General features: G+C 72.0%; 21 protein-coding genes. 10 read left to right on the top strand and 11 right to left on the bottom strand.

The features are described from left to right. Positions 1 to 38 precede the first annotated feature (38 nt). From glgC to glgB, 5 genes are read left to right on the top strand one after another with little or no spacing between them, the layout of a single operon-like run. Positions 39 to 1,274: a glucose-1-phosphate adenylyltransferase gene (glgC, locus tag ABZS58_RS23480; protein ID WP_354784731.1), complete on the top strand. Its 1,236-nt coding sequence runs from the start codon at positions 39 to 41 to the stop codon at positions 1,272 to 1,274. A 52-nt stretch (positions 1,275 to 1,326) separates the two neighbouring features. Then, on the top strand, positions 1,327 to 3,429 hold the full coding sequence (locus tag ABZS58_RS23475) for an alpha-1,4-glucan--maltose-1-phosphate maltosyltransferase (RefSeq protein ID WP_354784729.1): 2,103 nt from the start codon (positions 1,327 to 1,329) through the stop codon (positions 3,427 to 3,429). 21 nt (positions 3,430 to 3,450) lie between these two features. Next, the gene (treS, locus tag ABZS58_RS23470; protein WP_354784727.1) at positions 3,451 to 5,193 is read left to right on the top strand and encodes a maltose alpha-D-glucosyltransferase; all 1,743 of its coding nucleotides are present in this window, start codon (positions 3,451 to 3,453) and stop codon (positions 5,191 to 5,193) included. Positions 5,194 to 5,208: 15 nt separating this feature from the next. After that, positions 5,209 to 6,543, top strand: a complete 1,335-nt coding sequence (locus ABZS58_RS23465) for a maltokinase (RefSeq protein WP_354784726.1) — start codon at positions 5,209 to 5,211, stop codon at positions 6,541 to 6,543. A gap of 8 nt (positions 6,544 to 6,551) precedes the next feature. Then, positions 6,552 to 8,672, top strand: a complete 2,121-nt coding sequence (glgB, locus tag ABZS58_RS23460) for a 1,4-alpha-glucan branching protein GlgB (RefSeq protein ID WP_354784839.1) — start codon at positions 6,552 to 6,554, stop codon at positions 8,670 to 8,672. Between the two features lie 25 nt (positions 8,673 to 8,697). Here the strand turns inward: glgB and ABZS58_RS23455 are convergent, their stop codons facing one another. The 7 genes from ABZS58_RS23455 to ABZS58_RS23425 all read right to left on the bottom strand — a co-directional run bounded on the left by ABZS58_RS23455 (position 8,698) and on the right by ABZS58_RS23425 (position 14,873). Next, the gene (locus ABZS58_RS23455) at positions 8,698 to 9,381 is read right to left on the bottom strand and encodes a hypothetical protein (RefSeq protein ID WP_354784724.1); all 684 of its coding nucleotides are present in this window, start codon (positions 9,379 to 9,381) and stop codon (positions 8,698 to 8,700) included. Positions 9,382 to 9,391: 10 nt separating this feature from the next. Continuing rightward, the gene (locus ABZS58_RS23450; protein WP_354784722.1) at positions 9,392 to 9,586 is read right to left on the bottom strand and encodes a hypothetical protein; all 195 of its coding nucleotides are present in this window, start codon (positions 9,584 to 9,586) and stop codon (positions 9,392 to 9,394) included. Between the two features lie 59 nt (positions 9,587 to 9,645). Next, complete coding sequence (locus ABZS58_RS23445) at positions 9,646 to 10,263, bottom strand: pyridoxamine 5'-phosphate oxidase family protein (protein ID WP_354784837.1); 618 nt, start codon at positions 10,261 to 10,263, stop codon at positions 9,646 to 9,648. 67 nt (positions 10,264 to 10,330) lie between these two features. Continuing rightward, complete coding sequence (locus ABZS58_RS23440; protein WP_354784720.1) at positions 10,331 to 11,359, bottom strand: LacI family DNA-binding transcriptional regulator; 1,029 nt, start codon at positions 11,357 to 11,359, stop codon at positions 10,331 to 10,333. Positions 11,360 to 11,467: 108 nt separating this feature from the next. Next, a complete protein-coding gene (locus ABZS58_RS23435) occupies positions 11,468 to 11,896 on the bottom strand; it encodes an SRPBCC family protein (protein ID WP_354784718.1) in 429 nt (142 codons plus the stop codon). Between the two features lie 97 nt (positions 11,897 to 11,993). Continuing rightward, on the bottom strand, positions 11,994 to 13,730 hold the full coding sequence (locus ABZS58_RS23430; protein ID WP_354784716.1) for a hypothetical protein: 1,737 nt from the start codon (positions 13,728 to 13,730) through the stop codon (positions 11,994 to 11,996). 315 nt (positions 13,731 to 14,045) lie between these two features. Beyond that, complete coding sequence (locus ABZS58_RS23425) at positions 14,046 to 14,873, bottom strand: transglutaminase domain-containing protein (RefSeq protein ID WP_354784714.1); 828 nt, start codon at positions 14,871 to 14,873, stop codon at positions 14,046 to 14,048. 23 nt (positions 14,874 to 14,896) lie between these two features. Between ABZS58_RS23425 and ABZS58_RS23420 the strand changes: the two genes are divergently transcribed. Then, complete coding sequence (locus ABZS58_RS23420) at positions 14,897 to 15,700, top strand: alpha/beta hydrolase (RefSeq protein ID WP_354784712.1); 804 nt, start codon at positions 14,897 to 14,899, stop codon at positions 15,698 to 15,700. Here ABZS58_RS23420 and ABZS58_RS23415 read toward each other — a convergent pair. Then, on the bottom strand, positions 15,678 to 16,721 hold the full coding sequence (locus tag ABZS58_RS23415) for a serine hydrolase (RefSeq protein ID WP_354784711.1): 1,044 nt from the start codon (positions 16,719 to 16,721) through the stop codon (positions 15,678 to 15,680). The two genes, ABZS58_RS23420 and ABZS58_RS23415, sit on opposite strands and share 23 nt — an antisense overlap. A 160-nt stretch (positions 16,722 to 16,881) precedes the next feature. On the opposite strand from ABZS58_RS23415, the gene ABZS58_RS23410 reads away from it, so the two are divergent. Then, positions 16,882 to 17,733 carry a nuclear transport factor 2 family protein gene (locus tag ABZS58_RS23410; RefSeq protein ID WP_354784709.1) on the top strand — a complete coding sequence of 284 codons (852 nt, stop codon included), beginning with the start codon at positions 16,882 to 16,884 and terminating at the stop codon, positions 17,731 to 17,733. A gap of 35 nt (positions 17,734 to 17,768) precedes the next feature. On the opposite strand, the gene ABZS58_RS23405 is transcribed toward ABZS58_RS23410, so the two are convergent. Then, complete coding sequence (locus tag ABZS58_RS23405) at positions 17,769 to 19,091, bottom strand: diguanylate cyclase (protein ID WP_354784707.1); 1,323 nt, start codon at positions 19,089 to 19,091, stop codon at positions 17,769 to 17,771. Positions 19,092 to 19,133: 42 nt separating this feature from the next. Continuing rightward, positions 19,134 to 20,480 (bottom strand): extracellular solute-binding protein, encoded by a 1,347-nt coding sequence (locus ABZS58_RS23400; RefSeq protein ID WP_354784705.1) that lies wholly within the window; start codon positions 20,478 to 20,480, stop codon positions 19,134 to 19,136. A gap of 521 nt (positions 20,481 to 21,001) precedes the next feature. Between ABZS58_RS23400 and ABZS58_RS23395 the strand changes: the two genes are divergently transcribed. Beyond that, complete coding sequence (locus ABZS58_RS23395) at positions 21,002 to 21,481, top strand: C40 family peptidase (protein ID WP_354784703.1); 480 nt, start codon at positions 21,002 to 21,004, stop codon at positions 21,479 to 21,481. A gap of 234 nt (positions 21,482 to 21,715) precedes the next feature. Next, on the top strand, positions 21,716 to 22,639 hold the full coding sequence (locus ABZS58_RS23390) for a superoxide dismutase (RefSeq protein WP_354784701.1): 924 nt from the start codon (positions 21,716 to 21,718) through the stop codon (positions 22,637 to 22,639). Positions 22,640 to 22,746: 107 nt separating this feature from the next. Here ABZS58_RS23390 and ABZS58_RS23385 read toward each other — a convergent pair whose 3' ends face one another. Beyond that, positions 22,747 to 23,682, bottom strand: coding sequence for an SDR family NAD(P)-dependent oxidoreductase (locus ABZS58_RS23385; RefSeq protein ID WP_354784699.1), 936 nt, complete (start codon positions 23,680 to 23,682; stop codon positions 22,747 to 22,749). A gap of 96 nt (positions 23,683 to 23,778) precedes the next feature. Between ABZS58_RS23385 and ABZS58_RS23380 the strand changes: the two genes are divergently transcribed. After that, positions 23,779 to 24,330 (top strand): TetR family transcriptional regulator, encoded by a 552-nt coding sequence (locus ABZS58_RS23380; RefSeq protein WP_354784697.1) that lies wholly within the window; start codon positions 23,779 to 23,781, stop codon positions 24,328 to 24,330. Positions 24,331 to 24,351 lie beyond the last annotated feature (21 nt).

Here is a 24,351-nt window from a genome sequence, read left to right as displayed (position 1 = left end):
TCTGGCGCAACACGCCGGACACGTTTAGCGTCTCGACCATGGCCGCCAAAAAAGTCCTCGCGATCGTCCTCGCCGGCGGCGAGGGCAAGCGATTGATGCCCTTGACCGCTGACCGGGCGAAGCCGGCCGTGCCGTTCGGCGGCATCTACCGGCTGATCGACTTCGTCCTGTCGAACCTGGCCAACGGCGGCTATCTGAAGATGGTGGTGCTGACGCAGTACAAGTCGCACTCCCTCGACCGGCACGTGACCAAGACGTGGCGGATGTCGACGCTGCTGGGCAACTACGTGACGCCGGTGCCGGCGCAGCAGCGGCTCGGCCCGCGCTGGTTCGCCGGGTCCGCGGACGCGATCTACCAGAGCCTGAACCTCATCAACGACGAGCGGCCCGACTACGTGATCGTGTTCGGCGCGGACCACATCTACCGGATGGACCCGGAGCAGATGATGCGCCAGCACATCGAGTCCGGCGCGTCGGTGACGGTCGCCGGGATCCGCCAGCCGCTGTCCAGCGCCGACCAGTTCGGCGTGATCGAGGTCGCCGACGACGGGCGGCGGATCTCCGCGTTCCGCGAGAAGCCCCGCGACGCGCGGGGGCTGCCGGACGCGCCGGACGAGATCTTCGCGTCGATGGGCAACTACATCTTCACCACCGCGGCGCTGATCGAGGCGGTCACCCGCGACGCGCAGGACCCGTCGAGCAAGCACGACATGGGCGGCAACATCATCCCGTACTTCGTCGACAAGCACGAGGCGGCGGTCTACGACTTCAGCAACAACATCGTGCCCGGCAGCTCCGAACGCGACAAGGGCTACTGGCGCGACGTCGGGACCCTCGACTCGTTCTACGAGGCCAACATGGACCTGATCGCCGTGCAGCCGGTCTTCAACCTGTACAACTTCGAGTGGCCGATCTACACGGGCAACAGCCCGTGGCCGCCGGCGAAGTTCGTGCACGGCTGGGGCGAGCGGGTCGGCCGCGCGGTCGGGTCGATGATCTCCCCCGGTGCCGTGATCTCCGGTGCGCTGGTGGAGAACTCGGTGGTGTCGCCCAACGTGAAGGTCCACTCGTGGGCGCACGTGGAGGGGTCCGTGCTGATGGAGGGCGTGGACATCGGGCGGCACGCCGTGGTGCGCAACGCCATCCTGGACAAGAACGTGATCGTCCCGGAGGGCGCGGAGATCGGCGTCGACCTGGAGAAGGACCGGACCCGCTACACGGTGTCCGAGGGCGGGATCGTGGTCATCGGCAAGGGTCAACGCATCGAGCCGTAGGAAGACGACGCTAACGCTGCCAACCCCGCGTGGATTCGATACGGTGAGGATCATGGGTACCCCGACCCCCGCAGCGCCTGACATCGCCCGCACCGACACCGAGACCGCGCTCGCCTCCGACGACCCGGTGGTGGTCGCCGACGCGCCCGCGGGCACGTGGCAGGCGGCCACCGGTCCGAGTGTCGTGACCGAGGACCGGTTCCCGATCGAGCAGGTCACCCCTCAGGTCGAGGGCGGACGGTTCCCGGCGAAGGCCGTCGTCGGTGAGCTCGTCCCCGTCACCGCGGTCTCCTACCGTGAGGGCCACTCGATGATGGGCTGCAACGTGGTCCTCATCTCCCCCGAAGGCAAGGAGGGCCCGTTCACGCGGATGGGTCCCGGCCCGGCCGGCACCGACCGCTGGCTCGGCGCCGTGCGTCCCGACGCGGTCGGCGCGTGGACGTTCGCCGTGGAGGCGTTCTCCGACCCGTACCTCACCTGGCACGACGCGGTCACCAAGAAGATCGGCGCGGGGCAGGGCCTGCAGGACCTCGGCAACGACCTGGCCGAGGGCGCGGCGCTGCTCAACCAGGCGGCGACCGGCGTCCCGGCGGCGGAGCGGTCCCGGGTCACCGGCGCCGCGCAGGCCCTGGCGGACGCCTCGATCCCGTTGTTCGCGCGGGTGTCCCCGGCGCTCGGCCTGACCGACGTGCTGTGGCGCCATCCGTTGCGCCAGCAGGTGACCCGCTCCGCGGAGCTGCCGATCTGGTGCGACCGGAAGCGGGCGCTGTTCTCGGCGTGGTACGAGTTCTTCCCCCGCTCCCAGGGCGCGGTCGTCGACGAGCACGGCAAGCCCGTCACGCACGGCACGTTCCGGTCGGCGATCCCGCGCCTGGCCGAGGTCGCCGACCTCGGGTTCGACGTGGTGTACCTGCCGCCGATCCACCCGATCGGCCGGGTCAACCGTAAGGGCCCGAACAACACCCTGGTGGCCGGGCCGCAGGACATCGGGTCGCCGTGGGCGATCGGCGCCGAGGAGGGCGGCCACGACGCGATCCACCCGGACCTCGGCACCCTGGAGGACTTCCGGGCGTTCCTCGCCGCCGCCGAGGACGCCGGGGTCGAGATCGCGATGGACCTCGCGCTGCAGTGCGCGCCGGACCACCCGTGGGTCACCGAGCACCCGGAATGGTTCACCACCCGCGCCGACGGCTCGATCGCCTACGCGGAGAACCCGCCGAAGAAGTACCAGGACATCTACCCGCTGAACTTCGACAACGACCCGCTCGGCATCCGCGACGAGATCCTGCGGGTGGTGCTGCACTGGGTCGAGCAGGGCGTGAAGATCTTCCGGGTCGACAACCCGCACACCAAGCCGGTCGGGTTCTGGCACTGGATCATCGACGAGGTCAAGTCCGTCGAGCCCGACGTGCTGTTCCTCGCCGAGGCGTTCACGCGGCCCGCGATGATGCACGGCCTGGGCAAGATCGGGTTCACGCAGTCGTACACGTACTTCACGTGGCGCGTGCAGGCGTGGGAGCTGCGGGAGTACGTACAGGAGCTGATCGAGGCCGCCGACTACATGCGGCCCAACTTCTGGCCGAACACGCCGGACATCCTGCCCGAGCACCTGCAGCACGGCGGGCCGCCGATGTTCAAGATCCGGGCGGTCCTGGCGAGCCTGCTGAGCCCGTCCTGGGGCATGTACTCGGGCTTCGAGCTGTTCGAGCACCTGCACCGGCCGGGGTCCGAGGAGTACCTGGACAACGAGAAGTTCCAGCTGCGCCCCCGCGACTGGGCCGCGGCCGAGGCCGCCGGGGAGTCCCTGGCGCCGTATCTGAAGCGGCTCAACCATGTCCGGCGCGACAACCCCGCGCTGCACTGGCTGCGCAACACCGTCTTCCACGGCATCGACAACGCACAGGTGCTGTGTTTCTCGAAGCGGGACCCCGACAGCGACAACACGGTGCTGGTCGTCGTCTCGCTGGATTCGCAGAACGTCCAGTGGGGTAACACGACGTTGGACATGCCCGCGCTCGGTTTCGACTGGCACGAGCGGTTCACGGTGCGCGACGAGCTCACCGGTGCGACCTTCGACTGGGGACAACACAACGCGGTCCGGCTCGACCCTCTCTACGAGCCGGCGCACGTGTTCACGGTGCACCGTCACCGGTAACTGCACAAGGTAGGTGGCAGCATGACGGATCCGGTCAGTCCGGTTGAAGGCACCCACGTCACGGACGGCACGGTCGAGCATCCATCCGCGAGCGACTTCAGTTCGGCGCGGCTGGTGCCGACCGACACCACCTGGTATCAACGCGCGGTGTTCTACGAGGCGCTCGTCAGAGCGTTCTCCGACTCCAACGCGGACGGTTCCGGGGACCTGCAGGGGCTGATCAACCAGCTGGACTACCTGCAGTGGCTCGGCGTTGACTGCATCTGGTTGCCGCCGTTCTACGACTCGCCGCTGCGCGACGGCGGCTACGACATCCGTGACTTCTACAAGGTGCTGCCGGACTTCGGCACCGTCGAGGACTTCGTCGCGCTGCTCGACGCGGCCCACAAGCGCGGCATCCGGGTCATCACCGACCTGGTCATGAACCACACGTCGGACTCGCACCTGTGGTTCCAGGAGTCGCGGCGCGACCCGGCCGGGCCGTACGGCGACTACTACGTGTGGAGCGACGACAACACCGCCTACTCCGACGCGCGGATCATCTTCGTGGACACCGAGGAGTCGAACTGGACGTTCGACCCGGTGCGCCGGCAGTTCTACTGGCACCGGTTCTTCCACCACCAGCCGGACCTCAACTACGAGAACCCGGAGGTCCAGCGGGAGATGCTGGACGTGCTGCGGTTCTGGCTGGGGCTGGGCATCGACGGGTTCCGGCTCGACGCGGTGCCGTACCTGTTCGAGGACGAGGGCACCAACTGCGAGAACCTGCCGGCGACGCACGAGTTCCTGCGCCGCTGCCGCAAGGTGATCGACGACGAGTTCCCCGGCCGGGTCCTGCTCGCCGAGGCCAACCAGTGGCCGGCCGACGTCGTGCAGTACTTCGGCGACGGCGACGAGTGCCACATGGCGTTCCACTTCCCGCTGATGCCACGCATCTTCATGGCGGTCCGCCGTGAGTCGCGCTTCCCGATCTCGGAGATCCTCGCGCACACCCCGGAGGTCCCGGCGAACTGCCAGTGGGGCATCTTCCTGCGCAACCACGACGAGCTGACCCTCGAGATGGTCACCGACGAGGAACGCGACTACATGTACGCGGAGTACGCCAAGGACCCGCGGATGCGCGCCAACGTCGGCATCCGGCGGCGGCTGGCGCCGCTGCTGGAGAACGACCGCAACCAGATCGAGCTGTTCACCGCGCTGCTGCTGTCGCTGCCCGGCTCGCCGGTGCTGTACTACGGCGACGAGATCGGCATGGGCGACAACATCTGGCTCGGCGACCGCGACGGCGTGCGCACCCCGATGCAGTGGACCCCGGACCGCAACGCCGGTTTCTCCCAGGCGAATCCGGGGAGGTTGTATCTGCCGGCGATCCAGGACCACGTGTACGGCTACCAGTCGGTCAACGTCGAGGCGCAGAAGGAGAGCTCGACGTCGCTGCTCAACTGGACCCGCACGATGCTGCAGGTCCGGCGGCGGCACGAGGCGTTCGCGGTCGGCACGTTCCGCGAGCTCGGCGGCTCGAACCCGTCGGTCCTGGCGTACGTGCGCCTGCACGACGACGACGTCGTGCTGTGCGTCAACAACCTGTCGCGCTTCCCGCAGCCGATCGAGCTCAACCTGCAGCAGTGGGCCGGCTACACCCCGATCGAGCTCACCGGTCACGTCCAGTTCCCGAACATCGGCCAGCTGCCCTACCTGCTCACGCTGCCCGGCCACGGCTTCTACTGGTTTCAGCTGTGCGGCCCGCCGGCTGAGCAGAGCTGAGGAGATTCGCATCCCATGACCTCGCTGCCGTTCACCGACTGGCTGCCGCATCAGCGGTGGTACGCGGGCCGCAACCGCACCCTGACCGATGTCCGCCCGGCGGTGGTCACGCCGCTGCCCGACCAGGTCGACCACGTGCTGCTCGACGCGCACTACGAGGACGGCGGGACCGAGCGCTACCAGGTGTTCGTCGGCTGGGACCTCAACGTGATCACCGAGCTCGCGGCGGCGGCGCTGATCGGCGCAGACGGCGACCGCACCGGCTCCGACGCCCTCTACGACGAGCAGTCCGCGCAGCGGCTCCTCGGCCTCATCGACACCGGCGCGACCGTGGATGGCGTCCGGTTCGTGCCGGAGCCCGGCGTGGCGCTGCCCGTGCAGGCGCCGGCCCGGGTCGTCGACGTGGAGCAGAGCAACACCAGCGTCGTGTTCGACAGCGCCGCGATCCTCAAGGTCTTCCGCCGGGTCACCCCGGGCCTCAACCCGGACCTGGAGCTCAACCGGGTCCTCGCCCGCGCCGGCTGCCCCAACGTGGCCCGGCTGCTGGGCGCGGTGGAGAGCAGCGAGGACGGCGTGCCCGTAACGCTCGCCATGGTCACCGAGTACGCGCAGAACTCCGCGGAGGGCTGGGCGATGGCGGCGACCAGCGCCCGGGACCTGTTCGCCGAGCACGACCTCAACCCCGACGAGGTCGGCGGTGACTTCGCCGCCGAGTCGTGGCGGCTCGGCGAGGCGGTCGCGCACGTGCACCGCACCCTCGCCGTCGAGCTCGGCAGCGGGACCGCGCCGGCGCCCGCGGAGGCGATGCTGGCCCGGCTCGACGCCGCCGTGCAGGCCGTGCCGCAGCTGGCCGAGTTCGTCCCCGGCGCGCAGGCGATCTTCCGCAACGCCGGCGACGACCCGGTCACCGTCCAGCGCATCCACGGCGACCTGCACCTCGGCCAGGTGCTGCGCACCCCCGAGTCGTGGCTGCTGATCGACTTCGAGGGTGAGCCGGGTGTACCGGTGGAGGAACGCCGCCGCCCCGACTCGGTGCTGCGCGACGTCGCCGGGATGCTGCGCTCCTACGAGTATGCCGCCTACCAGCTGCTCATCGGCGAGGAGCGCGACGCGGCGCTCGCCGAGCGGGCCCGGCAGTGGGTGGACCGTAACCGGGCCGCATTCTGCGACGGTTATGCTGCCGCCGCCGGCTACGACCCCCGCGAGGACCGGGCGTTGCTGTGCGCGTACGAGCTCGACAAGGCGGTCTACGAGACCGCGTACGAGTCCCGGCACCGGCCGACCTGGCTGCGGATCCCGCTGCAGTCCATCGACCGGCTGGTCAACGGCTCGCTGACGGAACCCAGGTGACGGAGCTTATGAACCTCGACGACCTCATCGCCGGCCGGTCCCACGACCCGCACGGCGTCCTCGGCGCCCACCCCGTAGGTGGCTCTGCGGCCGGGACGACCGTCATCCGGGCGCTGCGCCGCGGCGCGGGCACCGTCACGGTCGTGGCGGACGACGAGCGCCATCCGATGCGGCAGGTGCACGGCGAGGGCGTCTTCGAGGCGGAGCTGCCGGGCATCGTCACCGACTACCGCATCGACACCGACGGGGTGGTGACCGACGACCCGTACCGGCACCTGCCGACCGTCGGCGAGCTCGACCTGCACCTCATCCAGGAGGGCCGGCACGAGCGGCTGTGGACGGTCCTCGGCGCGCAGACCCGCCCCGGCGGGGTCGCGTTCGCGGTGTGGGCGCCCAACGCCCGCGGCGTGCGGGTCGTCGGCGACTTCACCGGCTGGGACGCGCACGCCGGCTGGCCGATGCGGTCCCTCGGCGGCAGCGGCGTGTGGGAGCTGTTCGTGCCCGGCGCGCAGGCCGGCGACCGGTACAAGTTCCGGCTGCTGACCCCCGACGACGGCTGGGTGGAGAAGGCCGACCCCCTGGCGCAGCACACGGAGATCCCGCCGGCGACCGCGTCCGTGGTGCACCGCTCCACGTACGACTGGAAGGACACCGAGTGGATCGCCCAGCGCGCCGAGCGCCGCACCCACGAGGCGCCGGTCAGCGTCTACGAGGTCCATCTCGGCTCGTGGCGGCCCGGACTGTCCTACTTGGAGCTCGCGGACCAGCTGACCGAGTACGTCGGCGACCTCGGCTTCACCCACGTCGAGTTCCTGCCCGTCATGGAGCACCCGTTCGGCGGTTCGTGGGGCTACCAGGTCACCGGCTACTACGCGCCGACGGCCCGCTTCGGCAGCCCCGACGAGTTCCGCTATCTGGTGGACCGCCTGCACCAGGCGAACATCGGCGTCATCCTCGACTGGGTGCCGGCGCACTTCCCGAAGGACGCCTGGGCCCTGGCCCGCTTCGACGGGACGCCGCTGTATGAGCACGGCGACTGGCGGCGCGGCGAGCACCCCGACTGGGGCACCCTGATCTTCGACTTCGGCCGCTCCGAGGTCCGCAACTTCCTCGTCGCCAACGCCCTCTACTGGTGCGAGGAGTTCCACGCCGACGCCCTGCGCGTCGACGCGGTCGCCTCCATGCTCTACCTCGACTACTCCCGCGAGGACGGGGAGTGGGCGCCGAACCAGTACGGCGGCCGGGAGAACCTCGACGCGATCTCCTTCCTGCAGGAGGCGAACGCGACCGTCTACAAGCACCACCCCGGGATCATGATGATCGCCGAGGAGTCGACGGCGTGGCTCGGCGTCACCCGCCCCACCGACTCCGGCGGTCTCGGGTTCGGCTTCAAGTGGAACATGGGCTGGATGCACGACACCCTGACCTATGTCGCCAAGGACCCGGTGTACCGGCAGTACCACCACAACCAGATGACGTTCGCCACGGTGTACGCGTGGAGCGAGAACTACATGCTGCCGATCAGCCACGACGAGGTCGTGCACGGCAAGGGCTCGCTGGTCGGCAAGATGCCCGGCGACCTGTGGAAGAAGCTCGCCAACACCCGCGCGCTGCTGGCCTACATGTGGTCGTTCCCCGGCAAGCAGCTGCTGTTCATGGGCTGCGAGCTCGGCGACGAGCAGGAGTGGAGCGAGGAGCGCGGCCTGGACTGGGGGCTGCTGCACGACCCGCAGCGGGCCGGCCTGCAGCGGCTCGTCCGCGACCTCAACGGCGTGTACCGCAGGACCCCGGCGCTGTGGAGCCAGGACATCACGCCCGACGGGTTCCGCTGGATCAACAACGAGGACTCCAGCGGCAACGTCTTCTCCTACCTGCGGTGGGGCGCCGACGGCTCCGCGGTCGCGATCATCGTCAACTTCGCCGCCCACCCGCACGAGCACTACCAGATCGGCCTGCCGTTCACCGGCCGCTGGGCGGAGATCCTCAACACCGACGCCGACGTCTACGGCGGCTCCGGGGTCGGCAACATGGGCGCCGTCGAGGCGGTCTCCGAGCCGTGCAACGGGCTGCCCGCCTCGGCGCGGCTGCGCGTCCCGCCGCTCGGCGCGCTCTGGCTCAAGCTGGGCTGACGCCGCGGGCGGGCTCCCCGGGCGGTCAGCCCGGGGAGGGCTGGGCGCTGAACAGGGCGTCGAAGACGGGGATCGGGTTCATGGTGGTGTACGACCGTGCCCGGTCCCCCGCGATCAGCGCCGAGCAGGTCGGGTCGACGACCACGACCAGGGGCTCCTGCGCCCGGAACGTGAACACCAGGCTCAGCTGCACCGGCATGGTGATCGGCAGGCACGCCTGCTCGGCGGGCAGGGTCGGCAGCGCGTTCAGCACGGCGGTGAGCCGGTCGACGCCGCCGGTGAGCACCCTCGGCGCGGCGACCCCGGTCACCGCCGGTGCCTTGCTGGCGAGGGGCGTCTCGCACCGGGTCACGCTGGTCGCGGCGGGCGGCACGAGCGGGCCACCGGAGTCGGTCGGGGGGCCGCCGCCGCTGAGCCGGATGCGGACCGTCGCGCAGTTCACCGCCGCCCACACCGACCCCGAGGCGAACGGCGACGAGCCGGGCGGCGGCGGTGACATCGACGGCGACGCGGCCACCGACCCCGAGGCGGACGGGTCGACCGGCATCGGCCGGTCCACCCGCGCCGGGCCCGGCGCCGGGGACACCTGGACGGCGGCGAGCCGGCCGGCCGGCGCGGTGTGACCCGCGCCGGACAGCATCGCGGTGCCGCTCGCGGTCACCGCCGCGGCGAGCGCCGCGACGGCCGCGCGCCTCGCGGGGACTGCCATGAACCCCAGGCTAGACCGGCTGCGCGGTGGCGGTGGCCGGTTCCCAGGGCTGCACCCAGGGCGTGGCCGGCCAGCCCTCCGCGGCGGCCATCAGCGGCCGGCAGGTGGCGCCACGGAGGGCCGGCCGGCCTCCCGGACGCTGCTGGTCGAGGAACGTGAGCCGCCCTGACCGCTCGTCGGCGACAGGTGGCACGTTACCCGGCATGACTGGACCCTCGTTCGCGGAGACTTCGCTGTCAGCACCCATCCTGCCGACGGGTGCGGTCAGGTTCCGTCCTGTACCGCCGAGGTCACCCCGGCGGGGGTCGGCGGCAGCGGGAGCGGCAGGCCGGGCAGCCCGTCGATACTGACCGCGACGTGCTCCTTGCTCTCGAAGTACTTCCCGAGCGAAGCGTCGTCCTCCCGGGCGAAGCGCCTGCCGTGCAGGTCACGGTCAGCGTCGTACGTCATGAACGGCACCGCGTAGCCGCAGGTGTCCCGGATCAGCTCCGCGTGCACGACGATGACGGCGCGCAGCCCGTGCAGGGTCGTGTCGATGCCCGGGAAGTGCGCCATCAGCTCGGGCCAGCGCGGATCGTCGCGGAACACCGGCTCGCCGCGGCCGTGCACCCGCACGATGGTGGGCGGCCCGTCGAACGCGCACCACATGAGCGTGATCCGCCCGTTCTCCCGCAGGTGCGCGACCGTCTCGGCGTTGCTGCCGGCGAAGTCGAGGTAGGCGACGGTCAGCTCGTCGAGCACGGCGAACGACCCGGTCAGCCCCTTCGGGGACAGGTTGACGGTGCCGTCGCCGGACAGGGGCGCGGTGGCGGTGAAGAAGATGTGCTGCGTCTCGATGAAGGCGCGCAGCCGGCCGTCGATGCGTTCGTAGACCTTGCCCATGCCCTCATCGTCGCGCTCCACCGCTGGTCACGGCAGCCCCGATCCCGCATGGCGGGTATGACGGCCGTTACAGGGACGGCACCAGCGCCGGCGCGGCCGTGCTCTCCCGGACCACGAGGCGGGTGGCGAGCTCGATCCGGGTCGACTCCAGGCGCTCCCCCGCGATGATCCGCAGCAGCGTCCGGGCGGCGGCGACCCCCATCTCGTGCAGCGGCTGGCGGACCGTGGTCAGCGGCGGCGCCGTCCACCCGGCGAAGTTGAGGTCGTCGAAGCCGACGACGCTCACGTCGTGCGGGACGCCGAGCCCGGCCTGCCGCAGCGCCTCGTAGACCCCGGTCGCCTGCTGGTCGCTGCCCGCGAACACGGCGGTCGGCGGGTCGGGCAGCGCCAGGAACCCTGCCATCGCCCGCAGGCCGCCGTCGTGATGAAAGTTTCCGTACCGCACCAGGTGCCGGTCGGAGGCGATCCCAGCGGACTCGAGGGCGGCCCGGTAGCCGGCGATCCGGGCGCGGGTGCACTGCAGCTGCTCCGGCCCGCCGATCGCGGCGATCCGCCGGTGCCCGAGCCCGGCCAGGTGCTCGGTCGCGGCGTACCCGCCGGCGAAGTTGGTCGCGCCGATCGACGGCACGTCCGGCGGCGGCTGGCTGACCCCGTCGACGACGACGAACGGCATGCGGCGGCGGGAGAGCTCGGCCCGCTGGTGCTCGCTGAGCTCGGACAGCACCAGGATCGCGCCCTGCGACCCGCGGGCGAGCAGCGACTCCAGCCACCGCCTGGTCAGGCTCTCCCGGTTGTGCACGGCGGAGACGACCAGGCCCAGGCCGGCGGCCTCGACGACCTCCTCGACGCCGGTCAGGATCGACAGGCCCCAGACGCTGTCGAGCTCGTTGATGACCAGGTCGACGAGGTCGCTGCGGCGGCCGGGCCGGCGCGACGCGTGCGGGCGCTGGTAGCCACGGTCGGCGAGGAGCTGCTCGATGTGCTTGCGGGTGGTGCTGGAGACGTCGGTGTGCCCGTTGAGGACCTTCGACACGGTCGAGATCGCCACGTTGGCCTCGCGCGCGATCTCCGCCATGGTCGGGCGTTTCGTCGCCATGCCACCGCCCTCTCGCAACGTTTCGAAAGCAGCTGCCGGTCCCGGCGCCTGCCCGGGACCGTACACCTACGGACCCAGGTTCGAAATAGCCGCGAAACTTTCGGAGGCTCAGCCGTGACGTTCCGCGGCGGCGCACAGGCCTTCGCCCTCCATCGCCATGTACCGCCGGACGAGCCCCGAATAGAACAGCAGCGACGGCCGGGCGAGCGGGCCGGCGAAGGAGAGGGTGAGCACGGCGACGCTGGTGCCGTCGCCGGCGTCGGTGGCCCAGTGCCCGGCGACGTTGCGGATGCCGGTGGACCGCGACGTCCACTCGAAGCCGGTCGGGCCGACCCTGGTCACGGTCCACGTGGACGGCGGCAGCTTCGGCTGCTCGACGACGATCGTCTCGCCGGCGGTGAGCGGCCCGGTCGCCGCGCGCCGCACCACGGACACCGACGCCGTCCACTCCGGCCAGCGGGCCACGTCGGACATGATGCGGCCGACCACCTCGGCCGGAGCGCCCACGGGCACCGTCTCGGAGAACTCGATCGCCATGACGACAGCCTATGCCTGTCCGCGACAGGACGGTCCGCCGCACGAACCGGTCCCGGGCCGGCGCCGTGACTCCACGCGGGCCCGCGGGACCGGGCGGCTACCTCTCCAGGAGGCCGGCGCCGGGGATCTTCGGCGCCAGCGGCGGGCAGTGGGTGTGGGTCGCGGCGGCGAGTCCACCGCACTGCGCGGGCAGGCCGACGAGCAGGTTGTGGTCGTAGATCAGCAGCGCCCACCGGCCGAAGTCGTGCCGCTCGACCGGCGGGCCGAACTGGCTGACGGCGGCGTCGACGGTGCCGTACCGGGCGTGCTTGAGGTCCACGACGAGGAACCGCGCGTCGTACTTCGTCGCGTCGTACCAGTCGGCGTCGGACTCCCAGCGGAACGAGCGGATGTCGGGCCCGATGACCGGCGCGACCCTGGTCCGCCCGCCGGTGGCGACGGTGATGGTGTTGGAGCCCCAGTAGCTGCCCAGGCCGTAGCGCAGGTCGTGCGCGTCGAGATACGCCGCGACCTCGTGCGCCTCCGGCGGCTCCGGTTTCGCGGCGGCGGACTGGGTCGCGAACGCCACGACGAGCACGACGGCCGCGGCCGCCATGACCCGGCGCGCGGCCGGGCCGGCGGCGAGGAGCCGCTCGCCCCAGATCCGCCCGGCGAGGGCGGCGCCGAACGGCAGGACGGTGACGATCTGCCGGGCGCTGCCCATGTCGCCGGCCTGCGTCGAGGCGACGAACGCGGTCAGGTTGACCAGGATCGCGGCGGTCATCACCTCGCCGACCCGGTCGCTGTCACCCCCGGCGCGGAAGAACCTGGCGACCACGGTGCCGACGGCGGCGACGGCGAGCAGCAGCATCGCCAGGTTGACCAGGCCTGCGGCGAGGTCGACCGGACCGTCGAGGGTCGGCAGGTAGGCGCCGAAGTTGTGCGCGGTCGCCGTCGCCGCGGTGACCACGTGCCCGCCGAGGTCGGCCACGGGGCTGAAGCGCGCGACCGGCGAGTGGACGGCGAAGCCGCCACCCCACCAGATCAGGGCCAGCAGCGCGTGCGCCAGGGCGATCGACCCGGCGCCGGCGAGCAGCAGGTGCGCGTCGGTGCCCCGCCACGTGCGGTCCCGGACGAGCCGGGCGGCGCTGACCAGGGCCAGCGGGGCCGCGCCGACGAACATCGCCAGCGGGTCCGCGACCTGCGCGAGGGCGAGCACGACGAGCACCCCGACGGGCCACCACCGCCGCAGCAGCGGCATCGTGTCCCGGCGGTCGACGAGCAGCCAGGCGAGCAGCAGCGGCACGGCCGTGCCGGTGTGGTCGGGCGCGTACAGCACGATCGCCCACCCGCCGTGCGGCTGCGGGACGAGCAGGGTCGCCACGACGACCGCCACCCTCGCCCACCCGGCGCGGCCGGTCGCGGTGCCCTTGGCGACGAGCGCGGCGAACAGGATCAGCAGGATGTAGGTGGTCGCCGACGCCACGTGCACGACGTCCTGGTCGAGGCCGTAGAAGACCTCGATCAGCGCATACTGGACGAGCTCCGTCGGGTAGAACGACACGTCGCTGAGCGTCCAGCCGCGCAGCAGCACGTCGCCGTGCAGCATGTCCCACGCCTGCAGCGCGTTGGCGGCGGCGTCGCTGTTGGTGGGGGTGGCGCGGGCCATCCGCAGATAGCCGAGCAGCAGCACCGCCACGCCGGCGAGGACGGCCCCGACGGTCGCGACGCGGGTCCTGCGGCTCGCCGGTGCCGCCGGTGTACCGGTGACGCGGTCATGGACACGTTGACGCGGGATCGTGGGCAGGGTCGCCCGCTGGGCGGGCCCCGTCACCCCGCCGAGAGTTGGGCTCACACAACCTCCGACGCTTTCCCCCCGCCGCGCGGTTGGCGGCACCCAGTGAACGTGATCGACCTGTGATCACGCCGCAGGCCATTGTCCAGGATGCGCACCACCGCCCGCTGCCTTTTCCCCACCGATGTGTTTCTTCCCTCCCGGCGGAACCTCCAGAGCGCCTGCAGGCCGATCCATGCATCGAGGCCGGCGGTCTCAGCGCACGACGGCGGTCAGAGGTCCACCCACGCGTCCAGGCCGGCGGTTCCCAGCGCACGACGGCGGTCAGAGGTCCACCCACGCGTCCAGGCCGGCGGTCTCAGCGCACGACAGTGGTCAGAGGTCCACCCACGCGTCCAGGCCGCTCGGGGAGACGCAGTGCACACGGCCGCCCGGGTGCAGGGCCGCGTCGGTGGCGTAACGCTCCGTGAGCTCCTGCTCGGCGTCCGCGTCGCCCGCGTCGGCGGCGACGAGGCGCTGCGCGACCCAGTCGGCGAGGTCCTCGTCGACGGCGCCCCATTCGTCCCACAGCAGCAGCTCGTCGCGCTCGCGGTGGGCGAGCTCGTGCCGGACCTGGTCGAGCAGGAAGCGGTGGCCGCGGTACGGGCCGACCGGGTCCGCTCCGAAGTTGTCGGCGTCGATCTCCTCCCGGCGGTGCCGGGTCCACGCCTCGGCGGCGGTGATGAAGTGCCGCACGTCGAAGGTGTCGACATCGGGCGTGGCGGGGTCGAGCTGGGCGTCGACGCGGACCCAGCGCTCACCGTTCCAGTACTCGGCGACGACGTGGTCGTAGTGGAACGCGTCGCCGAAGTAGCCCGCGAACCCGATCCGGCTGCGGGCGGCGACCCCGCGGTGCCGCAGCGCGGCGACGGTGAGGAGGGTGAAGTCGCGGGCGCAGCCGACGACGCGGGTCTTCGGCTCACGGGGCGCGCCGAGCGGGCGCGTGTGCCGGGACCGGTCCGCGGCGAGGATCCGCGACATCCACCGGGCGTCCACCTCGGACAGTCGTTCGCCCACAAACGACAGGCCCTGCGCGTAGTAGTGCACGATCACGTTGCGCACCACGCCCACCAGGCCCGGGACGTCCGTCGGCAGGTGGTTGAGCAGCCCGGCATACGGACCCGGGTCGCTGTAGGCGGACTGCGACCGGTACCGATCGACCATGCGCCTCAATGTACCGTCACCCGATGCGCATCGACGTTCGCGGGTTGACCTTCGACGTGCACACCGGCGGGCCGGACGGGGGCGATCCGGTCCTGCTGCTGCACGGGTTCCCGCAGGACAGCCGCGAGTGGGACGGCATCGCCGGCGGGCTGCACGACGCCGGCCTGCGCACCTTCGCGCTGGACCAGCGCGGCTGCTCCCCCGGCGCCCGGCCCGAGGGCAGGGACGCCTACCGGATGGCCGAGATCGTCGCCGACGCCGTCGCCGTCCTGGACGCGCTCGGGCTGCCGGACGCGCACGTGGTCGGGCACGACTGGGGCGCCGCGGTGGCCTGGCATCTCGCCGGCCGGCACCCGGACCGGGTCCGCACGCTGACCGCCGTGTCCGTGCCGCACCCCGTGGCGTACGCGACGTCGGTACAGCGGGATCCGGCGCAGCTGTTCAAGTCGGCGTACATGGTGTTCTTCCGCACGCCGTGGCTGCCGGAGAAGCTGCTGGCCGCGCGCGGCGGGGCGCTGCTGCGGCGGATCGCGGCCGGGCACCGGACGATCCCGCCGGAGCATTTGACCGGGGCGCTCAACTGGTACCGGGCGATCTCCGGCCACGACCTCAAGGGGCTCGGCCCGGTCACGGTGCCGACCACGTTCGTCTGGAGCGACCGGGACGTGGCGATCTCCGGCCACGCCGCCCGGCGGTGCGCGGCGTACGTGACCGGAGACTTCCGCTTCGTGACCCTGCCCGGCGTCAGCCACTGGATCCCGGACGAGGCGCCGGGCCCGCTCCTCGACGCGGTCCTGGACCGGATCAGCCGCCGTCCACCGCCGTGAAGGGCTTGAGCGGCTGCTTGGCGGTGATCGCCGGGACGGTGGTGCGTTCGACGACGTCGAACATGGCCCTGCCGAGGACGGCGTGCGCCTCGACGGCGGGGTGCGTCGCGCCGTAGTTGTCGAGGTCGCCGAGGCCTTCGGCGAACAGGCCGTAGACGAGGGCCGGGGCGCCGTCCGCGCCGAACATGATGCCGGCCTCGTGCCGGGACGCGCCGAGGGTGTTGAAGTCCTGGCCGTACTTCGAGGCGACCCGGCTGCGCTCGGACGAGGACATGTTGCGGCGGATGCCGTCGTGGTAGCCGTTGATCCAGCGCAGGACGCCGAGCAGGAAGTCGCACGACGCCGGCTTCAGCAGCGTCTTCGTCGCCAGGCGCCACAGCAGGTCGTGGATCTCGCGCGGGGTGGTGTCGCCGAGGAAGAACCGGTTCGGGTTGGCGACCGGCTCGACCCGGGTGTGCGTGAACCCCTTCGCGGCGAGGATCTCGTTGATCTCCAGGGCGGGCACGACCCGGCCGCACATGCGCACCGCCGTGTTGTCGGACACGAGCAGCATCGCGGTGAGGAAGTTCGCGACCGTGATGTCGTCGCCCCACACGGTGTGCAGGAAGTAGATGCCGGTGCCGCCGAGGATGATGTCGGCCCGCAGGTCCAGCTTCTGGTCCAGGCGCAGCTCGCCGCGGTCGATCTTGTCCATGACGGCGGTGGCGACGGCGAGCTTCTGCACGCTGTAGCCCTTGGTGACGTGGTCGGCGTCGTCCTGCACCACCGGCTGCGGCACCCCGGCGGCGTCGACCAGGGCGATGTGCGAGTGCCAGGTGCCGCCGGCGCGTGCTTTCTGCCGCTCGTACACGCGGCGGATGCGCTCGGCGGGCGGCAGCGAGCGGTCGGTCCCGGCAGAGGGAGAGGCCCCAGGAGCGGCACCGGGAGCGGGGGCGGCCGAGGCGGGCGCGCCGACGACGGGGACGGCGGCGGCACCGGCGCCGAGCGCGATGGCGGCGCGGCGGGTGAGCTTGTTCGTCATGGTTCGGACGCTAACCACGCGCCATGACCGATTCAACATGACAAATCCCATCTGCAGGGCTATCAACCTTTGAGCGTGCCAGAGCGTCTGCCTTGTAGCGTTCCAGCATGGACATCGTCGCGTCGGCAACTCGCTGCGGCGGGCCTTGTAGCGTGCTGTTGTGGAAATCGTCGCGTCGCTCGTCGCGGAACTGGAGGCCGTCACGTTCGCCGACCGCGGTGCCGACGACGTCACCGGCCTGCTCGTCGACGCGGTCGTGGCGTGGGCCGAGGGCCGCGGGTGGCGCACGTACCGCCGCGCCGCGAGCGTGGTGCCGTTGCCGCCGCCGTACGAGCGGCAGCACTCCGTCCTGGATGTCGCCTGCGCCCGGCCGGACGGCCCGCCGGTCGTGGTGGAGGTCGACCACGGCGACCGGAAGCGGACCGTGGACAAGCTCGCCGCCGAGGCCGGGGCGGGCCGCGTCGCGGTCTGGGTGCGGTGGGGCACCGGCCGGCTCGCGGTCCCCGCGGGGGTGCACCTCGTGGCGCTGCCGGTGACGGCGCGGACCGGCCTGCAAGGGCGGGGTCGCCGGTACTCCCGGGTGCCCGACCTGCCCGCACCGGAGCACAGCGCGGGCGGCGGCTCCTGGACGGCGGAGGAGCTCGACCTCGACATCGCTCTGGTACTGCGCGCCTATACCGCGTTCGCCCAGGGTGACATCGACGCCGCGGTTGCCGGTCTCGCGCCGGACGTGGACTGGGTGGAGCCCGACGAGTTCCCGGGCGGCGGGCACCATCGCGGGCCGGCGGCGGTCGCGGCGTACCTGCGGGCGTCCTACGACGGCTGGTCGGAGCTGCACTCGGAGCCGGTCGCGCACCGCCGCGGCGACCAGATCGTGATCGTGCACCACGTGTGGGGCGTGCTGCGCGACGGCGGCCGGCACGAGGCGACGGTCGCGGACGTATTCACCGTCGAGGACGGCCGGGTCGTGCTGATGATGGCCTACGCGGACCCCGCCGACGCCTTCCGGTGACCGCGTTCCCGGCCGGCTCCCCGGGGTCGCCGTCCTCAGGTCGGGGTGCCGGTCCGGGTCCGGGGGCAGTGCACGACGCGGCCCTTGCCGCCGGTCTTCGCGGCGTACATGGCGACGTCGGCGTCGTGCATGAGGTCGTCGATCGGGATCTCGCCGTCCCACAGTGACACGCCGACGCTGGCCCGCGGGGTGAGCGTGGCGCCGTTGTGGACGGTGGGGACCTGCACGTCGGCGAGGAGCCTGTCGGCGACGGCGTACACGTCCTCACGGCCGGCCATGCCGTCGAGCAGCACCGCGAACTCGTCGCCGCCGAGGCGGGCCACGGTGTCGCACGGGCGGACCCCGGCCAGGAGCCGGTCGGCGACGACGGTGAGCAGATGGTCGCCGGCGACGTGCCCGTGCGCGTCGTTGACCTGTTTGAAGCCGTCGAGGTCCACCAGCAGCATCGCGACGGCGAGTCCCTGCCGGGCGTGGTCGCGGGCCGCGCCGAGCCGCTCGCGCAGCAGCGCCCGGTTCGCCAGGCCGGTCAGGCCGTCGTGCGAGGCGCGGTGGTGCACCTCCTCGAACGCGTTGCGCAGCACGCCGAGCGTCTCGTTGAGCGATCGTCCCATCTGCCCGACCTCGTCGGCCCGGTCGAGCTCGACCCGGCGGCTGAGGTCACCGCGGGCGACCCTGGCGAGGACGTCGACGACCTCCCGCAGCGGCCTGGAGATGGTGCGGGCGGCGAGCGCCGACAACAGCACGGCGGTGATCGCGCCGATGCCGAGCAGCAGCCCCATCAGCTGGGCGGTCCGCACGCTGTTGGCCCGGGTCCGGCGGGCACCGTCGTCGACGGCGTCGACGAGCTGGTCCAGGAAGCTCGAGGCACGGTCCTTGACGGCCCGCGCGATCGCCTCCGAGCGCACGAGCACCACGGACGCGGCCTTGCGCTGGTCGCCGGAGCGGGCCGCCTCGAGGGCCGCGTCGCGGGCGGTGCGCCACATGGTGATCGTGGCCGCGAAGGAACGTAGGCTCTCGTGCTCGGCGGCGGGCAACCCGATGCGGGTCAGCGCGCCCACGTCCGTGTCGATGGCCTTGTCGGTCTCGGTGATGACCTCCGCGTAGCTGTCGCGGTAGAAGCCGGGCTCGGACAGGATGTAGGACAGCACGGACTCCTGCTGGGAGCCCACGGCCGAGCGCACGGCGGTCATCCTCGCCAGGGCGACGACGTTGACCTTGTACTCGTGGTCCTGCTCGGCGACGAGCCGGCGCAGGTTGAGCAGCCCGACCACGCCGGACGCGGTGAAGATCGCGGTGACGACGAGCGACACACTGATGATCTTCGTGGCGATCCGGCGGTCGCCTGCCCAGCGCCGCACCCGCTTGTACACACCGCTGACATCGGCGTGCGGCGGCTGAAGCTAAGACGGCTCGCCCGGCCAGGTGCCCTGGACGCGGTGCAACGCGGTTGCCGTGTCGGTGCCCTTCACCCACGCCGTCATCTCGGTCCAGAACGTGCCTGCGCCGACGGACGCGGGCATCAGGTCCGAGCCGTCGAAACGGAACGTGACCGCCGGGTCGGTCAGCAGCTCCGCGGACAGCTTCGACACCGGCGAGGTGAGCAGGTCGCGGTCGAGGCCCTTGTTGGCGCTGACGATGTCGCCGCTGACGGCCCGGCGCCCCGCGAAGTCCGGCGTGGCGAGGTACGCGGCGAGCGCCTGCACCTCGGGCCGGTCGGTGAACGCGCCCGCGAACACCCCGGCGCCCAGCACGGGACGGCCGGCGGCGGGGTCGACCGGCGGCAGGTAGAACGCGTAGATGTCGCCGTCCTCGGCGACCCTCGCCGTCGACGGCCACCACGTGCTGTAGAACGACGCCTGCCGGTGCATCGCGCAGTCGTGCTGCAGGATCGGCAGCCCGCCCTCCTGGAACGCGGTGGTGGCGACGCTGTCGACGCCGCCGTAGCCGCCGTTGACGTAGGCCGGGTTGCGCAGGATGCCGCCGACCCGGTCGAGCGCGGCGGCGACGGCGGGGTCGTCGAACGGGATCCGGTGCTCGACCCACGCGTCGTAGACGTCGGGCCCGGCGGTGCGCAGCAGCGTGTCCTCGAGCCAGTCGGTGACGGGCCAGCCGGTCGCCACGCCGGACTCGATGCCCGCGCACCAGGGCTTCACCCCGTCGGCGGCGATGCGGTCGCTGAGGTCGAGCATCTGCGCCCACGTCTTCGGCACCGTGTAGCCGTGCTCCGTGAAGTACTTCGGCGAGTACCAGACGAAGGACTTCACGTTGGCGTCGACGGGTGCGCCGTACAGGACGCCGTCGACGCTGCCGTAGCGCTTCCAGTCGGCGGAGAACCACCGGTCGACGTTGGCGGCCACCTGCGGGCCGGCCGGTTTGAGGGCGCCGGCCCGGACCATGCTGGTCAGCAGGCCCGGCTGCGGGAAGAGCGCGAGGTCCGGGGCGTTGCCGGCCTTGACCCGCTCGGGCAGCTCGGCCTCGAAGCCGGCGGAGCCGTCGTACTCGATGGCGATGCCGGTGCAGACCTGGAACCCTTCCCAGGCCTTGGCGAGCTTGTCCGCCTCGACGTCGCGGATCGACGAGGAGACGGTGACGGTCGTGCCGTGGTGGCCCTCGTAGCCGGAGTACGGCGCGCAGCCGGCCCCGGCGGACGGGTTGTTCCCGCCGCCGCAGGCCGTCGCCGTCGTCGCGACGGCCAGCAACACGCCGATCCGCAGCGCCCGGACGTGGAGAGCCCACGGAATACCCATGAATCGCAGCATATGCGGTTGATCCGGTCAGGAACGTGAGGTCGCCGGGAGAGGTCGGTCGACCGGGTCCTTCGCGGTGGGCCGTTCGGCTCGGACATATCCGGCGATTCACGGATCCAGGCGGGCAATCACGTCTGTGAGTGATTTCACGCCTGACAACGCGGAGCGGATGGTGCGGTTAGCGTCGCCCACGGCCCTCATGACGGCCGGCAACCACATCGTCCGATTCGCCCGGTACTTCGGGGCCCGGCCGGCTTCCACAGCGGCAGGCATCCCCGAGACACGCACGAGAGCACCGGGCCGACCGTGGAGTCATCCTGAACGCACGTCAGCCGCTGCACCGCATCGCAGCAGGCACCACCGCCCTCGCCCTCACCGCCGTCTGGCTCGGACCCTCCGCGGCAGCGGCCCAACCGGCACCACCCCCGCTCGACGTCTCCGCCCCGGCTTCGCTCGCGGAGCAGGAGACGCAGCTGGCGGCCTACGAACACGCCGACAAGGCGTACCGGACCCTGCGGCTCGTGGCCCACGCCGCGCCGAGCGCCCGCGACGCCGACACCCGCCCGGTGATCGCCGCTCCCCCGGTGTCGAAGCCGGCGACGAAGAAGCCGGCACCGAAGAAGACCACCGGCTCCGGCGGGTCGTCGACCACCACCGTGAAGCCGCCGTCCGGCGCCGCCGGGACCGTGGTGTCCTTCGCCCTCGCGCAGGTCGGCAAGCGCTACGTGTACGCCACCTCCGGGCCGAACACGTATGACTGCAGCGGCCTGGTGTCGGCCGCCTACGCGCGGGCCGGGATCAAGCTGCCGCACCAGAGCGAGCAGATCGCCGCCCGCGGCCGGCGCGTGCCGTCCGGGCAGTGGATGCCGGGCGACGTCATCCACACGTCCGGGCACGTCGCCATCTACATCGGCGGCGGCAAGGTCGTCGAGGCCGCCAACCCCAGCTCCGGCGTGCGGGTCGCACCGGTGCGCGGCGGGACGGCCTACCGCTTCCTGTAGGCAGCTTCTGCCCGGCGGCGGCTTCCCGGGCCGGCGCTTTTTCTCCGGACCCCGCCGGTGCTCGTGGCCGGCGGGGTCCGGAACGCTCAACAACCGTCCCGCACCGCCGATGCGACCGTTGTGACCTCTGGACGGCCGGTCCCGCTCGCGCCGGCACCCGCCCGCCCACGGGCACCGGCGAGCGGATCCGCCGGGACATGAACTCGACCAGCCGAATCCGGGGTACACAACGACATGTCGAAATACCTGCGCGTCACAGCCGTCCTGACCGTCGCGTTGGCCACGGTGCTGGTGTCCGCACCGGCGTCCGCCTCGACCACCACGTCCCTGCCCGCGACGCTGAACCTGCCCGACGGCTTCCAGCCCGAGGGCATCGCGACGGGCCCGGGCCCCTTCGCCTACTTCGGCTCCCGCGCCGACGGCCGCATCTACCGCGCCAACCTCATCACCGGCACCGGCGCCGTCATCAGCCCCGCCGTCGGCACCCAGTCCCTCGGCATGAAGACCGACCAGCGCGGCCGGCTCTTCGTCTCCGGCGGCAACGCCGGCAACGCCCGGGTCATCGACGTCCGCACGGGTGCGGTCCTCGCCTCCTACCAGTTCGCTCCGGGTGCTCCCACGTTCGTCAACGACGTGGTGCTCACCTCGCACGCGGCCTACTTCACCGACTCGAACAAGGCGGTCATCTACAAGCTGACCCTCGGCCGCCACGGCGCGCTGCCCGCGACGTTCGAGACCCTCCCCCTCACCGGCGACTTCGTCCTCAACCCCGACGGTCTCAACTTCAACGGCATCACCCTCACCCCCGACGGCCGCGCCCTCATCGCCGTGCAGTCCAGCACCGGGTTCCTCTTCCGGGTCGACCCCGCCACCGGCAACACGTCGCGCATCGCCGGCCTCACCCTCGTCAACGGCGACGGCCTGCTGACCGTCGGCCGCACCCTGTATGTGGTGCAGAACCGCGCCAACCTGCTGACGTCCGTGAAACTCTCGAAGGACGGCCGCACCGGCACCCTGATCGCCTCGGTCACCGATCCGCGCTTCGACGTGCCGACCACGGTCGCCAGGTTCGGCGACCGCCTCTACCTGCCGAACGCCCGCTTCACCACTCCCCCGACCCCGACCACCCCTTACACGGTCGTCGCGGTCCGCATCTAGCCCTTCGTCGATGCTGCGCGACCCGCCCCCCTCACCAGGGAACGGGTCGCGCAGTGTCCGTCCGGGCACCCGGGGCCGGCCCCGTCCGAGCGGGGTGGGCAGGCGCGTCAGCGGGCCAGGGTGGTCTCCGAGACGGTCCACAGGCGGGTGGCGGAGGCCGGGTCCACGGCATACGCCGCGACCCCACGCCGGCTGTCGCCCTCCTCCACCGGACCCGCCTCGTTGCAGTCCTCGAAGTAGCGGCCGCCGACGCCGTCCAGGAGCGGGGACGTGGCGAGCAGCACCGACGTGGCGGCGCCCTGCTCGGTGGTCTTCCACTGGAAGGCGCCGACGCCGGCGGCGGCGCGGAGGCGGTCGAGCTCCTCTTCGGTGACGTGGCGCTGCAGGCCGGTGCGGATGCCGCCGGGCATGAGCGCGTTGACGAGGATGCCGTCACCGGACCAGCGGCGGGTGGCCTCGACGGCGAAGAGCACGTTGGCCGTCTTCGACTGCCCATATGCCGACCAGGGCTCATACGCACGGTGCTCGAAGTGGATGTCGTCGAAGGCGATGCCGGAGCGCAGGTGGGCGCTGGAGCTGACGCTCACGACGCGGGCGCCCTCGGCGGCGAGGGCCGCGTGCAGGCCGGTCGCGAGCGCGAAGTGGCCGAGGTGGTTGGTCGCGAACTGCATCTCCCAGCCCTCGGGCGTGCGCATCAGCGGTGTGGCCATCACGCCCGCGTTGTTGACCAGGATGTGCAGCGGGCCGTCCCACGCGGCGGTGAACGCGCGCACCGACGCCTGGTCGGCGAGGTCGAGCCGGGCGACGTGGACCTGCTTGCTGCCGGTGGTCGCGGCGATGTCCTCGGCGGTGCGGTCGCCGGCGGAGCCGTCGCGGACGGCCAGGGTGACCTCCGCGCCCGCCCCGGCCAGGGCGCGGGCGGTCTCGACGCCGATGCCGGAGGCGCCGCCGGTCACGACGGCACGCCGGCCGGTCAGGTCGATGCCCTCGATGACCTGCCGGGCGGTCGACTCGCGGCCGAACGGCGTGGTGATGGGTGCCATGGTGTCCCCCTGTAAGATCGGAAGTGGAGGAGCCTCCACTACCCGCTCCCCACGATAAGCGGAGCATCCTCCGATTGCCAACCCTCGGGGAGTGTGATGTCCCAGCGACCGTTGCGGGCCGACGCGCAGCGCAACCGCGCCCGCCTTCTCGACGTCGCGGTCGTCGCCCTCGCCGACGCCCCGGAGGTCACCCTCGACGCGATCGCCAGGCAGGCCGGGGTCGGCATCGGCACGCTCTACCGGCACTTCCCGACCCGGGAGGCGCTGATCGAGGAGGTCTACCGCACCGAAGTCGCCCGGCTGTGCGACGCCGTGCCGGAGCTGATCGCCGCGGAGCCGCCGGACCGGGCGCTGCGCGTGTGGATGGACCGCTTCGTCGACTACATGGCCACCAAGCGCGGGCTGGCCGACGCGTTGAAGATGGTGATCGCCGCGGGCGGGACGCCGTTCGCGCACAGCCGGGAGCGACTCGTCGCCGCGGTGGGCGACCTGCTCGCCGCCGCCACCGGCGTCCTGCGTCCCGACGTCGACCCCGTCGACCTCCTGACGGCGATCAACGGCATCTGCCTGGCCACCGGTGACCCGGAGCAGCGCGAGCAGGCCGGCCGGCTCCTGGACCTGCTCATGGACGGCGTCCGGGCCCGGTGACAGCGACCCCGCTCGCCGACG

Source organism: Dactylosporangium sp. NPDC005555 (genome assembly GCF_040605635.1).
Taxonomy (GTDB): domain Bacteria; phylum Actinomycetota; class Actinomycetes; order Mycobacteriales; family Micromonosporaceae; genus Dactylosporangium.
This window is presented reverse-complemented; position numbering and strand designations above follow the sequence as displayed.